Annotated in this window: 12 protein-coding genes; 7 read left to right on the top strand and 5 right to left on the bottom strand. The window is 61.0% G+C overall.

Annotated features, from left to right (window positions below; translation table 11 throughout):
- Window positions 1-87: 87 nt before the first annotated feature.
- Window positions 88-633 (bottom strand): HdeD family acid-resistance protein, encoded by a 546-nt coding sequence (locus LCF59_RS00300; RefSeq protein ID WP_292284493.1) that lies wholly within the window; start codon window positions 631-633, stop codon window positions 88-90.
- Between the two features lie 72 nt (window positions 634-705).
- Window positions 706-2,109: a 3-isopropylmalate dehydratase large subunit gene (gene leuC, locus LCF59_RS00305; protein ID WP_292284496.1), complete on the bottom strand. Its 1,404-nt coding sequence runs from the start codon at window positions 2,107-2,109 to the stop codon at window positions 706-708.
- Between the two features lie 430 nt (window positions 2,110-2,539).
- On the opposite strand from leuC, the gene LCF59_RS00310 reads away from it, so the two are divergent.
- The 3 genes from LCF59_RS00310 to LCF59_RS00320 all read left to right on the top strand — a co-directional run bounded on the left by LCF59_RS00310 (window position 2,540) and on the right by LCF59_RS00320 (window position 7,362).
- Window positions 2,540-3,874 carry a mechanosensitive ion channel domain-containing protein gene (locus tag LCF59_RS00310; RefSeq protein WP_292284999.1) on the top strand — a complete coding sequence of 445 codons (1,335 nt, stop codon included), beginning with the start codon at window positions 2,540-2,542 and terminating at the stop codon, window positions 3,872-3,874.
- Between the two features lie 70 nt (window positions 3,875-3,944).
- A complete protein-coding gene (locus tag LCF59_RS00315; RefSeq protein ID WP_292284498.1) occupies window positions 3,945-5,123 on the top strand; it encodes an acetyl-CoA C-acyltransferase family protein in 1,179 nt (392 codons plus the stop codon).
- Between the two features lie 94 nt (window positions 5,124-5,217).
- A complete protein-coding gene (locus LCF59_RS00320) occupies window positions 5,218-7,362 on the top strand; it encodes an ATP-binding protein (protein ID WP_292284500.1) in 2,145 nt (714 codons plus the stop codon).
- Here LCF59_RS00320 and yaaA read toward each other — a convergent pair.
- From yaaA to LCF59_RS00335, 3 genes are all read right to left on the bottom strand, one after another.
- A complete protein-coding gene (yaaA, locus tag LCF59_RS00325; RefSeq protein ID WP_292284502.1) occupies window positions 7,347-8,126 on the bottom strand; it encodes a peroxide stress protein YaaA in 780 nt (259 codons plus the stop codon). The two genes, LCF59_RS00320 and yaaA, sit on opposite strands and share 16 nt — an antisense overlap.
- A gap of 34 nt (window positions 8,127-8,160) precedes the next feature.
- The gene (recQ, locus tag LCF59_RS00330) at window positions 8,161-10,203 is read right to left on the bottom strand and encodes a DNA helicase RecQ (protein ID WP_292284504.1); all 2,043 of its coding nucleotides are present in this window, start codon (window positions 10,201-10,203) and stop codon (window positions 8,161-8,163) included.
- A gap of 145 nt (window positions 10,204-10,348) precedes the next feature.
- Window positions 10,349-10,642, bottom strand: a complete 294-nt coding sequence (locus LCF59_RS00335; RefSeq protein ID WP_292284506.1) for a YggT family protein — start codon at window positions 10,640-10,642, stop codon at window positions 10,349-10,351.
- Window positions 10,643-10,780: 138 nt separating this feature from the next.
- Between LCF59_RS00335 and LCF59_RS00340 the strand changes: the two genes are divergently transcribed.
- From LCF59_RS00340 to LCF59_RS00355, 4 genes are all read left to right on the top strand, one after another.
- Entirely contained in the window at window positions 10,781-11,326 is a 546-nt protein-coding gene (locus LCF59_RS00340; RefSeq protein WP_292284507.1) for a thioesterase family protein, read from the top strand.
- A gap of 66 nt (window positions 11,327-11,392) precedes the next feature.
- Entirely contained in the window at window positions 11,393-12,736 is a 1,344-nt protein-coding gene (locus tag LCF59_RS00345; protein WP_292284509.1) for an MFS transporter, read from the top strand.
- Entirely contained in the window at window positions 12,733-13,653 is a 921-nt protein-coding gene (mepA, locus tag LCF59_RS00350) for a penicillin-insensitive murein endopeptidase (protein ID WP_292284510.1), read from the top strand. Before LCF59_RS00345 ends, mepA begins: the two co-directional genes overlap by 4 nt.
- A 6-nt stretch (window positions 13,654-13,659) precedes the next feature.
- Window positions 13,660-14,505, top strand: coding sequence for an esterase-like activity of phytase family protein (locus tag LCF59_RS00355; RefSeq protein ID WP_292284512.1), 846 nt, complete (start codon window positions 13,660-13,662; stop codon window positions 14,503-14,505).
- Window positions 14,506-14,568 lie beyond the last annotated feature (63 nt).

A 14,568-nucleotide genomic window follows, 5' to 3' on the forward strand; every position in this document is an offset into this window, starting at 1 on the left:
TTGCTTCACACGAAACGACCCCCGGACAACGGGGGCCGTGTTTCATTTTCTTGATGTTGGGGTGCCGACGCAAACGGTCGTATGCGTTCAGGCCGATTGCTCTGCAGGGGGAGTATCGCCCGTGGACGACACCCTGTCCGAACGCGGTTTCAAGAGCAACAACGCCACGCCGGTGGAGATCAGTTCGACGGCGAGAACGATGCCCGGGACCGTTACCGAGGCGGTAAAGAGGTTGAACGCGATCACGAGCGCCAAGGCCACCGAAACGATGCCGGACAGGCCAAGCATCCATACAGAATCCATCGAGCGCCGCTTCCAGGCAAGATAAAGCTGCATGAGACCATACGCCAAGAAGGCCGCGCCCAGAACAATCGTCAGCGATATCATGCCGCCAAGCGGATTGAAGATGAACGACGCCCCCAGCAGCAATCCCAGCAGGCCGAACCCCGCGTTCCACCACCTGTCTTCGCCGGACCGAAAGGCCTGGACGATGTGCAACAGCCCAGCGAAGACAAATGTCCAGCCGACGATGAGCGTTGCCGTCAGCGACGCCAGAACAGGGGCCAGCAACGCGAACACACCTCCGGTGATGAGGATGATGCCGGAAATTATCATCAGAATCCGATTGGCCATGCCAAAGCTCCTTTTGCAAACAGGGTTTGCAAGAGAAACGCGCGCCGCCGGTGTCCGGTTGCATCGGCATCGCTACATCATGTCCCGCACATCGGTCAGCTTTCCGGTCACCGCCGCCGCCGCCGCCATCGCCGGCGACATCAGGTGCGTGCGGCCACCCCGACCCTGACGCCCTTCGAAATTGCGGTTCGACGTGGCGGCACAGCGTTCACCGGGCGCAAGCTGATCGGGGTTCATGGCAAGGCACATGGAACATCCCGCAAGGCGCCATTCAAATCCCGCTTGAGTGAAGATATCTGCCAGACCTTCTTCCTCAGCCTGCGCCCTTACGAGTCCGGAGCCCGGCACGACCATCGCCCGTTTCACGGCGATCTTCTTGCCCTTGAGCACTTCGGCCGCGGCGCGCAAATCCTCTATCCGGCCGTTGGTGCAGGAACCGATAAAGACGGTGTCGATCTCGATATCCGACAATTTCTGACCCGGTGTCAGGTCCATGTACTCCAGGGCCCTTTGGGCTGCCCCGACCTTGCCGCCATCAAAGCTGTCAGCGGCAGGCACGTCAGCGGTAATCGGCAAAACATCTTCGGGTGACGTTCCCCATGTCACGACAGGGGCGATATCCTCACCTTTGATCGTGATCACCTTGTCCCAATGCGCGTCCTCGTCCGAGTGGAGGGTTTTCCACCACGCCATCGCGGCCTCCCACTGCGCAGCTTTCGGAGCATGCGGGCGGCCCTGGACATATGCGAAGGTCTTCTCGTCCGGTGCGATCAAACCGGCGCGGGCTCCGCCTTCGATGGCCATGTTACAGACCGTCATGCGCCCTTCCATCGACAAATCGCGGATCGCCTCACCGCAATACTCGATCACATAGCCGGTGCCACCGGCGGTCCCGGTTTCGCCGATTACTGACAACGTGATGTCCTTGGCAGTCACACCGGGAGCAAGCTTGCCGGTGATCTCCACCTTCATGTTCTTCGACTTCTTCTGGATCAGCGTCTGCGTCGCCAGAACGTGTTCCACCTCGGATGTTCCGATTCCATGCGCCAGCGCACCAAAGGCACCATGGGTTGCGGTGTGGCTGTCACCGCAGACCACGGTCATGCCCGGCAGCGTCCAGCCCTGTTCCGGGCCAACGATATGCACGATACCCTGACGGACATCCGAAACCGGGTAATAGTGGATTCCGAAATCCTTGGCATTCTTGTCCAGCGCCGCCACCTGTATGGCGCTGTCTTCGGTCATGTTCTTGGGGTCCTCGCGACCGGGCGTCGTCGGAACGTTGTGGTCGGGCACCGCGATGGTCTTGTCTGGCGCGCGCACTGTTCTTTTGGCCAAGCGCAGCCCTTCGAACGCCTGTGGGCTGGTCACTTCGTGAACGAGGTGACGGTCAATATACAAAAGGCAGGTGCCGTCCTCGGCTTCGTGGGCAAGATGGGCGTCCCAGATCTTGTCATAGAGCGTTTTGGGGGACATATGTCCTCTCCCTGAACTGTGGTGATGTAATGGTGGTGACGGTCGGGCTCAGGCGCACCGGTTTAGCCGCGCGAGCACGGTGTGTGTCACGCCGAAAAAACGTTCCCGCAAGCGGGCGCGGTCATCGAGATCAAAAACCATTTCCATCCGGTTATCATACATCATCGATTGGCCCCGTCGCAAGGCCAACGCGTCCCGGCGAAACACCATGTGATCCACCCACGATCTGGCGCAAGGCGGGAAACCCGGGAAAAATCGTTCGGGTGTGGATATGATCACTTCTCTGTTCGACGGCATGATCGAGCCCGTTTCGGGGGCTGATGCCCGAAGGGGGCTGGCGCAAGTGGTCCTGCCTTTCACCGGTTCGCAAGCGGTTGCACTGGCAGCGGCGGGATGTAACGCTGACTTAAAACACCCGGTTGGACGCAAGATGGATCCAGAAGTCGTTTCTCCCGAAGCCGTGGCACAGGTCGCCGACAGTTTTCTGGTTTGGGCGCAAGCCTTTCTCGACACCCTGATACGGCCATGGAATGTCTATCAGGTCCTGATCGCTTTGGGCCTTTTTATCATCGCACACCTGCTTGCGGTGATCGTCAAACCACGCATGCACAACTGGATGCACTCCCGAAAAGGGTGGGTGAAATGGCGGATGCGCGTGCTGGTGATGCTGCACCGCCGGTTGCGCCTGGTGCTGTATGTCGGGCTGATCTGGACCGTTGTCATCGTGATGGAAGAGGTGACATGGCCATCCCGGTCCTACCTGCTGTCGATCATCGCAAACCTTGCCACCGCATGGCTGCTGATCGCCTTCGTCACGCGGCTGATCCAGAACACGCTGCTGCGCGGCATCGTGCGATACGGCGCCTGGATCTGGGTCACGCTGTCGATCACGGGGCTGGCAGAACAGAGTCGACTGCTTCTCGACAGTGTCGCCATCACCATCGGAGAAACGCGCCTGTCGCTTTGGCTTTTGATCCAGGCCGTCGTGATCGTCGCGGTGCTGCTGACCATTGCACGGCTGATCACCGCCACGACGGCCGCCACCATCCGCCAGAACAAAAACATCTCGCCCTCGATGCAGGTGTTGGCGATCAAGTTCCTGCAAGTCACTCTTTTCGGAACGGCCTTCTTTCTCGGGTTGCGCCTTGTCGGTGTGGACCTGACAGGGCTGGCCGTTCTGTCCGGCGCCATCGGCGTTGGCCTTGGGTTCGGGCTGCAAAAAGTGGTGTCGAACCTCGTATCCGGGATCATAATCCTGCTCGACAAATCGATCAAACCCGGCGACGTGATCTCTCTGGGCGACACGTTCGGATGGATCAATTCGCTGGGCGCGCGCTATGTCAGCGTCGTCACACGCGACGGGAAAGAATACCTGATCCCGAATGAAGACCTGATCACCGGACAGGTGGTGAACTGGTCCCATTCCAACGAATTCGTACGGCTCGATATCTATTTCGGCACCGCTTATGGCGATGATCCGCACAAGGTCCGAAAAATCGCCATAGACGCGGCATCATCGGTAGACCGCGTACTCAGCTTCAAGGAGCCCGTGTGCCATATCGTCGGCTTCGGCGACAGCTCGGTCGACTATGTCCTCCGCTTCTGGATTCGCGACCCTTCCGGCGGTCTCACGAATATCCGGGGCAATGTGTATCTCGCCTTGTGGGACGCGTTTCAGGACAACGGAATCTCGATCCCGTTTCCGCAGCGCGAGGTCAAACTTCTCGAAGGGTCGAAACTGTCGACGAACTGGCCCGCCGACTGATGACAGGTTGCGGCTGACAACGCGGGTTCGGTCACGCATACTGCGGACACTACAGTAAAGGGAATCCCACATGGCAGACGACATAGTCCTTCTTGGCGGTGCGCGCACCGCAATCGGCACATTCGGCGGATCGCTTGCCGCGACACCGCCCATAGACCTCGGCACAGAGGTTGCCAAGGCGGCGCTGGAGCGTTCGGGCGTGGAGGGCGGGCAGATCGGCCATGTCGTCTTTGGCCATGTCATCAACACGGAACCACGCGATATGTACCTGTCGCGCGTCGCCGCGATTCAGGCCGGGATCCCGGACACAGCGCCCGCGATGAATGTGAATCGCCTCTGCGGATCGGGCGCGCAGGCCATCGTGTCAGCGATCCAGTCCCTGATGCTGGGCGATGCCGAATACGCCCTGGCCGGCGGCGCCGAATCCATGAGCCGCTCGCCCTTTATCGTCCCGGATCAACGCTGGGGCGCCAAGATGGGCGATGTCCGCACGCTGGACATGATGCTGGGCGCGCTGACTTGCCCTTTCGGCACCGGGCACATGGGTGTGACCGCGGAAAACGTCGCGACCGAGCATGAGATCAGCCGCGATGCGCAGGATACCTTCGCGCTGGAAAGCCAGACCCGCGCCGCCAATGCTATCGAAGAGGGGCGTTTCAAAAGCCAGATTGTGCCGATCGAGGTCCGGAAAAAGCGCGACATGGTCGCGTTCGACACCGATGAACATGCAAAGGCAACAACGATAGAGACGCTGGGCGGCCTGAAAACGGTGTTCCAGAAGGACGGCACCGTCACCGCAGGCAACGCATCCGGCATCAATGACGGGGCTGCGGCCATGGTGCTGTCGACGGCCTCGGCCGCCCAGAAGGCCGGATTGAAGCCGAAGGCGCGTATCCTGGGCTATGCCCATTCTGGCGTCCGCCCCCAAGTCATGGGGATCGGCCCGGTTCCAGCGGTCGAAAAACTGCTTGACCGGACCGGTCTGTCGATCGGCGATTTCGACGTGATCGAATCCAACGAGGCCTTCGCGGCACAGGCTCTTGCCGTGAACAAGGGTCTTGGTCTCGACCCGGTCAAGGTCAACCCGAACGGCGGCGCCATCGCGCTGGGCCATCCGGTTGGCGCAACCGGGGCCATCATCACGATCAAGGCGCTCTACGAGCTTGAGCGGATCGGCGGATCCAAGGCGCTGATTACCATGTGCATCGGCGGCGGTCAGGGCATCGCATTGGCAATCGAACGACTCTGACGCACAACGAAACCCGGCCAGGCTTGCATGGCCGGGTTAATCCCTTTTTCACCATGGTCATCGACAGTCCCCGTCACGAACGACGGAGGTCTGGATGAGTTTCGCCAACAAGATGGCCGAGGAACGTCGCGCGCGGCTGGCGGCGGAGCGTCTGCTGGAACTCAAGAAGGCAGAACTGTTTGCCGCCAATCGCAAACTGGGCACACATGCCCAGCAACTCAGCAATGAAATCGTTGAAACCCGTGCCGAGGTGGCAATGGTACGGGGTGAAAACCAGCGGGTGAAAACCGAACTGGGTGTTGCCAACGAAAAGATCCAGATTGCCGAACGCCGCCTGTGGCACTCCATCGAAACGATACAGGACGGCTTCGCCTTTTTCGACAGCGACAACCGCATGATCGTGGCAAACCGGGCCTATCTGGCCGTGTTCGACGACCTCGAAGAAGTGCAGCCAGGCATCACCTATCCCCGCATCCTGCAACTTCTGACAGAAGAAGGCATCGTCGATATCGGCTCCGAAGCCCCGGCAAAATGGCGCGCGCGGATGCAGGACCGTTGGCAGCAGGATCACCCCGAACCGGTCGAGATCGCGCTCTGGAACGGCCAACATATCCGCATCATCGACAGGCGTGGCCCGTCCGGCGACGTGGTCAGCCTTGCGCTGAACATCACCGAAAGCGTGCGCTACGCGGAGAAACTGCAAGATGCCCGGGAACGCGCCGAGGCGGCGAACCGCGCCAAATCCGCCTTTCTTGCCAACATGAGTCACGAAATCCGAACGCCGATGAACGGCGTGGTCGGCATGGCCGAACTGTTGACCGAAACCGAATTGGACAGCGAACAGCGACTGTTTGTCGAGACTATCAAACATTCCGGCGAGGCGCTTCTGGTGATCATCAACGACGTTCTGGATTATTCGAAGATCGACGCGGACAAGCTGGTCCTGCAACCCGAACCGTTCGACCTTGAGAAATCCCTGCACGAGGTGGTGCTGCTCTTGCAACCCACCGCGCGCGCCAAAGGGCTGGCACTGCGGATCGACTACGACATTCTACAGCCTACCCGTTTCGTGGCGGACCCTGGCCGGATCCGCCAGATCGTGACGAACCTGATGGGAAACGCGGTCAAGTTCACACTGGAGGGGCAGGTCCTCCTGCGCGTGCTCGGGACCGAGATAGACAAGGACAACGTCAGACTGAGAATCACGGTCGAAGACACCGGGATCGGCATCGCGGCGGACAAGGTCGATCACGTGTTCGGCGAGTTCAACCAGGTCGAGGATGACCGCAACCGCCAGTTCGAGGGAACCGGCCTGGGCCTTGCCATCACCAAGCGGCTGGTCGAGATGATGGATGGCACTGTCTGGGTCGACTCCGAAGAAGGCGTCGGAAGCTGTTTCGGCTTTACCATCACCTTGCCTGTGGATCGAACCGAGACCGAGGCGGCACCAAGGCTCGATCCCGAGCTTCAGCATGTGCTTGTGATCGACACCTGCGATACGTCCGACACCATACAGCTCCGCAACCAGATCAGCGCGCTTGGCGGCAAACCGGTGCTCTGCACGGATCCATCCACCCTCACCTCTGAACAGGCCGCGTCCTACAACCTGATCGTCCTGGGTCCCGAACCCGGCAGCCCCTTGTTCGATTTGGCGACGAGCGCCTTGAAATCGATTGCGCCATCCGCGCCAGTGTTGTCCCTGTCCCACGATCCAGGCCGCATCGCCAAATCGGGGCTGGCCAATCTCCACACGGCGCAACGCCCGTTTACGCGCTCCGCGCTGCATGAGGCGATCACCACAACCGCCATCCGGCGCGCGGCGCGCAATCCGGCCGCACCGGCGCAAAGGTCAACTTCACCAAAGATCCTTCTGGCCGAGGATAATCGCACCAACCAGCTCGTGTTTCGCAAGATGGTCGGAAAACTCGATATCGATCTGCGCGTCGCCAATGACGGGCTCGAAGCGGTGGAAGCCTTCGAGGCGGATCGCCCCGATGTGATTTTCATGGATATTTCCATGCCCGGAATGGACGGCAAAGAAGCCACCGCGCGCATCCGGGCAATGGAAACCCAGGGACCGCCGGTTCCCATCATCGCCGTCACGGCGCACGCGATGGATGGCGATCGCGATACGATCCTGCACGCCGGGTTGACAGATTACCTTACCAAGCCATTGCGCAAGGACGCGTTGCTGGAAAAGCTGGAGCTCTATTGCCCGCGCTGTCAGTTGGCGTCGTAGGACCGCACGAACACGGGTTTCTGTGGCTCCGACAGGTCTTCACGATAGGCGTATCCCCCCAGATCGAATTCCACGATCCCCTCCGGGTCGGTCAACCGCTTCTGTACCACGAACCGGGCCATGGCGCCGCGTGCCTTCTTGGCGTAGAAGCTGACGATCTTTGGTCCCTTGCCGTCGCCCTTGTCCTCCATGAAGACCGGGGTGACAATCCGCAGGCACAGCGCCTTTGGCGGCACCGCGCCGAAATATTCCTGGCTGGCGCAGTTGACCAGGGTGTCGGTGTTCACCGCATCGGCTTGATCGCGCAATGCCCTGGCGATCTGGTCGCGCCAGTAATCATAGAGGGTCACGCCGCGGCGCGTCTTCAGCCGGCTGCCCATCTCCAGCCGATACGGCTGGATCCCGTCCAGCGGCCGCAGCACACCGTAAAGTCCGGACAGTATGCGCAGATGGTCCTGGGCCCAGCGCATCTCGTCCGCATCCAGCGTTTCGGCTTCGAGCCCCTGGTAGGTGTCCCCCGCAAAGGCCAGCGCGGCCGGGCGCAGATCATCCTCGCCGGGCGTATCGTCAAAGTCGCGGAACCTGTCGCGGTTCAGCTTGGCAAGATCGTCGCTGAGACCCATCAAAGCCTTGAGATCGCCGAGCGTCAGGTTGCGCGCGGTCGTGGCCAGACGGTTGGCCTCGTCCTGGAAGACCGGTTGCGTCATCGTCACATCGCGCTCTGACCAGTCCAGACGTTTGGCCGGGGAAATCACGACAAGCATGGCAGCACCTTTGGTAATTGGCGGTGATGTTGATTTAGTCCGCCCTGCTCAAAACGTCCAGAAACCTCTCGGCGAACCGTTCGGCCCGGCGGTCGCCAATGATCCGCGCAATCCCGGTTTCGTCGTTCGGTCTGGTCTGGGCCAGTTTTGCCAATTGCCCCGCCTCGCAGGACATCGGTTTGAGCGTTCCGCAATTCCCGCGCACCAAGTCCGCCTGCGACGCCAAAAGCGCATCGTAAAGCCCGCCCGACTGACCAGTGGCCAGTTTGCGCCGCGCAGGGTGCGTGTCGGGCATATCCCCCGAGATGACTTCAAGAAAGGCGCGGCCATAGCGTTCGAGCTTCTTGGCCCCCACTCCGTTAACGCGTGCAAGATCATCCAGTGTCTTGGGCCGCGTTTCGGCCATCTCGATCAGCGTGCGATCCGGGAAAATGACGTAGGCGGGAACCGATTGCTCCTCCGCCAATGCGCGCCGCTTCGCCTTCAGCGCCGACATGAGTGGTGCATCCTCGTCATTGACCAGGGCGCGGACTTTCGGACGCCGCTCTCCGGCCGCCTCGATACTATCGCGGCGCAGAGATATCGTCGCCTCACCCCGCAGGATGGGCCGCGCCGCTTCGGTCATCACCAGCGCGCCATGCCGTTCGGCATCGGGACGCAAGAGATCGAAGCCCATCATCTGGCGAAACACCGCCTGCCACTCACCGCGCTTCAGGTCTTTGCCCACACCGAAGGTCGGCAGGGAATCGTGGCTGCGTTGCAGGACTTTTTCGGTTTTCGTGCCCAGCAGAACGTCGATCAGATGCCCGGCGCCAAAGCTCTCGCCGGTGCGCAGCGCGGCCGAAAGCGCCTTGCGGACCGCCTCAGTGCCGTCAAAGACCTTTGCCGGAGTGTCGCACAGATCGCAATTGCCGCATGTGGTGTCGGACTCTCCGAAATAGCCAAGCAGCGTCCTGCGCCGGCACTCCTGCGCCTCGGCCAGACCGAGTAGCGCATTCAGGCGTCCATGATCCGCCTGCCTGCGTTCCGGCGGGGCCAGACCTTCGTCGATCTGGGTTCGGCGCAGGCGGATGTCGTCCGGTCCATAGAGCGTCAGCGTTTCGGCCGGTGCACCATCGCGCCCGGCGCGGCCGATTTCCTGGTAGTAGGCTTCGATGGATTTGGGCAGATCCGCATGGGCCACCCAACGGATATCGGGCTTGTCCACCCCCATGCCAAAGGCGACGGTCGCCACCACGATGAGCCCATCTTCCGTCGCGAAGCGGGATTCGACGTCGCGGCGCGCTTCGGCCTCCATGCCGCCGTGATAGAAACAAGTTGTATGTCCTTCACCATTGAGCGCGCGGGACAGCGTTTCCGTCTTGGCTCGGGTGCCGCAATAGACGATCCCGGACTGGCCCTTGCGCGACGCGGCAAACTGCATGATCTGGTCGCGCGGTTTGTTCTTGGGTGCGAACATAAGGTGGATGTTGGGCCGGTCGAACCCCCGCAAGAATGCGCGCGGCGGGGCGCCATCGAACAGCCGCGTGACGATTTCCTCCTGCGTTTCGGCATCCGCCGTCGCGGTAAAGGCAGCCAGGGGCACATCCAGCGCGCGCCGCAGTTCACCGATGCGCAGATAATCGGGGCGGAAATCATGGCCCCACTGGCTGACGCAATGCGCCTCGTCCACGGCGATGAGCGACACGCCCGCCTGCTGCAGCATCCGCTGCGTGCCCCCAGAGGCAAGCCGTTCCGGCGCGAGGTACAAAAGCTTCAGTTCGCCGGAATGGAGCATGTCCCAGACCGCGTCGTTCTCTGCTTCGGTATTGGCCGAAGTCAGGGCCCCCGCAGCCACACCCGCTTCGCGCAAACCGCGCACCTGATCCCGCATGAGGGCGATGAGCGGCGATATCACCACCGTCACACCATGACGCACCAGCGCCGGGAGCTGGAAACACAGCGATTTGCCGCCACCTGTCGGCATGATCGCCAACACGTTTTCACCCTGCGCCACGGCCTCCACGATCTCGGACTGGCCGGGGCGGAAACTGTCGAATCCAAAGACATCGCGCAGGATCGTGTCTGCGTCGGTCATATCGCGCGGCATGAGAACCCTGTCAGGTTTTTAACTATATCTGCTCTTGGCCTGACAGTCTCATACTAAGGATGCGTGAACAAGATTGTATTGGCCCTTCGGCGACACAGATAGCGCATATGTGCCGCGTCAAGGACACGACACATCAGAAGCCGTAAAAGAACCCGGCGTTGTTCGACAGGATGATGCGCAGGATATACACGCCGATCAGCGCCACCAGCGGCGCAAGGTCGATCCCCGACATCGGCGGAATGATCCGGCGCAACTGCGAATACAACGGCTCAAGGATCCGGTTCAGCCCGTCCCATATCTGTGACACCAGAGGTTGCCGCAGATTGAGCACCTGGAAATTGATCAACCAGCTCATGATGACGTGGGCAATGATAAAGAACCATACCACGTCGAGAAGCAGCATGAGGATCTGGTAGAGCGATTGCATCGGCAGGACTTTCCAATTTCGTTTCCCGCAAAGACCTAGGCGCTCTTGCGCCCAAGAACAAGGTGCTGCGCCTTCCGCGAGGTCGCGGTTGACGCAAGAACCTCGCAGGTCAACCTTGCCGCATGAAGGAGAGACGTGATGTACCCTTTTTTCCGAATGGGCCTTGGGCTGTGGAAAGCCCGTTCTGCCCCGAAGCTTGGACCGTTCGACACCTTCGTGACCCGGCACCGGTGCTGGCCGTGGGACATCGACATCTGGATGGAGCTGAACAACGGACGCACCCTGACGCTCTACGATCTGGGGCGCATCCCCCTGGCGCAGGTCAACGGCATGCTTGCCATGATCCGGAAAGAACGCTGGGGCCTGACAATGGCGGGGGTTGTTGTACGGTACAGGCGCCGCATCCGTACGTTCGAGCCCTTCGAGATGCGCAGCAGGCTGATTTGCTGGGACGACAGGTTCCTTTATATCGAACAGTCGATGTGGAAGCAGTCAGGAGACTGTGCCAATCACGCGGTCTATCGGTCGGCTGTCACCGACAAGACCGGGATTGTGCCCACAGAAAAGGTGATCGCCGCGATGGGGATGGACGACAGGTCGTCGCCCGAAATGCCCGAATGGGTGGCACTCTGGCTCGAGGCCGAGACCGCGCGCCCATGGCCGCCCATGCAGGATGACATCTAGCAGGTCGACTGCTTGCCACCGGGCCGCTTTGACGGTCTTATCGCGCCGACGGTTGCAGGGGGCATCATGGCGGACAGCACATTGCGCAAGCGCATATGGGGATGGTTCTTTTTCGACTGGGCCAGCCAACCCTACAACACGCTGCTGATCACCTTCATCTTTGCGCCATATGTCAAGGAGCTGTTGGGTGACGGCACGGCGGCGCAAACCGCTTGGGGGTTCGGGATTGGCGCGGCCGGAGTCGTTATCGCGCTCCTGGCGCCTGTCCTGGGGGCGCTGGCGGATACAGGCGGCAATCGTCTGCGATGGATATGGCTATTTTCCCTGATGTACGTGGTGGGAGCGGCCGGGCTTTGGTTCGCCGTGCCCGGCGACTTCAACCTGATCGTGATCCTGACCTTCTTTGCCATCGGGATGATCGGAATGGAGTTCGCAACAACCTTTACCAATTCCATGCTCCCGGATCTCGGGACCCATGACGAGATCGGCCGCATTTCCGGCAACGGGTGGGCCTTTGGCTATGCCGGCGGTCTCGTTGCCCTGGTGATCATGCTGATCGTCTTTGCAGACAACGCTGACACCGGGCGCACTCTTGCCGGGCTGAAGCCCGCTTTCGGCCTGCTTGATGCCGAGGCGCGGGAAGGCACCCGCTTTGTCGGGCCGCTGACCGCGATCTGGTATGCGCTATTCATGGTGCCGTTCTTTCTGTTCGTGCGGGATCCCAAAGCGCAAAAGACCCCGAAAGGCGCTGTCACGCTTGCCCTGATCGGGCTCAAAACCACACTGCGCCACCTGCCAGACGACCGGTCGCTCTTTGCCTATCTTGGCTCTGCGATGTTCTACCGCGACGCGCTCAACGGCATGTATGCCTTTGGCGGCATCTACGCGGCGGGCGTTCTTGGGTGGGATGTGCAAAATGTCGGCATTTTCGGCATCATTGCAATAATCGCAGGGGCCGTGGCGGCGTGGTTCGGCGGGATGGCAGATTCGCGGTTCGGGTCAAAGCCCGTGATCGTGACCTGTATCGGTGTTCTGACCCTTGTTGGTGTCTCGATTGTCCTGATCTCGCGCGAGACGATGTTCGGGGTGCCATTGGCGCCGGATTCGGCCCTGCCGGATATTGCGTTCTATCTGATTGGTGCGCTGATCGGTGCGGCGGGCGGTGTTCTGCAATCGGCCAGCCGGACCATGATGGTGCGTCAGGCCAATCCCGCCCGCATGACCGAAGCCTTCGGTCTTTATGCGTTGTCGGGCAAGGCGACGAGTTTCCTCGCTCCTTTGCTCATCGGGGTGACGACCTACCTGACCGGCTCACAGCAACTGGGGGTAAGCCCTGTTATTGGCCTTTTCCTGATCGGCCTTGTGTTGTTACTCTGGGTCAAACCAAACGGACAGCGGGCAGCGGTATGAAGCGGTTTTCTCTGGGCATGGCGGTCGCGCTTTTCTTGGGTGCGTGCAGCGGGGCTGAAGGCCCGGGCAACAGCAACTCCGCGGCGACCAGCCCGCGTGTGACAGGGATCCTGAGCACAAAACAGGCAAAACAGCTCTTTGGTGCCTTGGAGGCCGGATCGCGCCAATCCCCGTCGGCCTATGGTGGGTATGCCAAGGGGTGTGCCGCTGGGTCTGTGCAACTGGAGGAAACAGGTCCGACATGGCAGGCGATGCGCCTGTCCCGAAACCGCAACTGGGCCCTGCCGGTCACAATCGATTACCTCAAGGACCTGTCGCGCGCTGCGGCGCGCGAGCCGGATTGGGACGGCATCTACATCGGCGATCTGAGCCAACCACGCGGCGGGCCCATGCTGACCGGGCACCGCAGTCATCAAAACGGTCTGGATGCCGATATCTGGATGCGCCCCGCAGATCGGCTGAACCTGACCCGCACCGAACGCGAGACCATGTCTTCGACGTCGATGCGCCGGTCCAAAGGCGCGTTCGTAAACAGCAAGTGGACCCAGGCCCACCGCAATATCCTGAAGGCGGCAGCAAGTGACCCCCGGGTGGCCCGCATCTTTGTCTTTCCGGGGGCAAAAGTGGATATGTGCAACGCCGAGACCGGAGATCGAAGCTACTTGCGCAAAATTCGGCCGTGGTGGGGACACCACTATCATTTCCATGTGCGTCTGACCTGCCCGGACGGGATGCGCGGATGCGTCAATCAGGATCCCGTACCGCGCGGAGATGGGTGTGACGATGCACAGGCCTGGGTGAACAACATCCTTGACCCGCCACCGCCCGATCCGACCGCGCCACCGCCGACGCCGCGGTCCGAGTTGACGATGGGTGATCTTCCGGCACAATGCGCCGCTGTGCTGTCATCGAATTGATTCGGCTTGAGCACTGATCGCGACGTGGTCCCGACGGCAACAGCCACCCGGTTCCTGTCCTCTTACCACTGGACAAGCGACAGGGACGGGTTTGGCGGCTATTCCGCCATTCTCCTGTCGCCGGAGGGGGCCGGCTTTGTGATGATGAGTGATCGGACCCATCTGGTCGAGGGGACCATCCACCGCCACGAGGGGCGCATCATCGGCATACGGAGCGGCGAGATTCAGCCCATCCGCATTCCGGACGCACTGCTTGGCCGACAATCGCACGGCGATACAGAAGGGCTGGCCCGAGACCGGGATGGGCGGATATACATTTCGCTGGAATCCGACAACCGGATCATTTCCCGAACGAAAGACGGCGACTGGTCGATCCTTCCGCCCTTTCCCGCAATAGACGCTCTGCCACCGAACAAGGGGCTCGAAGCGGTCGCCATCGCTCCGGACGAAACGATCTATGCTCTTCCCGAATCGTCTGACGGGTTGCTGGATCCCTTTCCTGTGTTTCGCTACCGGTCGGATGCGGGCTGGGACCAACCGATGTCGATCACACGCACCCAGGGTCACGTGCCGGTCGGCGCCGATGTGGGGCCTGATGGACGGCTTTATGTGCTTGAACGCGGATTTGCCGGCTTCGGGTTCTATAGCCGGGTCAGGCGATTTGATCTGACAGGCAAGGGTGCCGTGACGGGTGAGACCCTTCTGAGAACCGAAATCCTGCGGCATGACAACCTCGAAGGGATCTCGGTTTGGCAGGCCAACGACGGGACATTGCGCCTGACCATGGTGTCAGACGACAATTTCCTCTTTTTTCAGCGCACCGAGATCGTGGAGTACGCGGTGGGCATTTGACTTGCCTGTTTCCGGGCCGCGCTATATCCGTCGCGCCATTCCCAAAAATCGGGAATCAAGTCC

Origin of the sequence: Marivita sp., from assembly GCF_020055675.1 — a bacterium.
Taxonomy (GTDB): Bacteria; Pseudomonadota; Alphaproteobacteria; order Rhodobacterales; family Rhodobacteraceae; genus Marivita.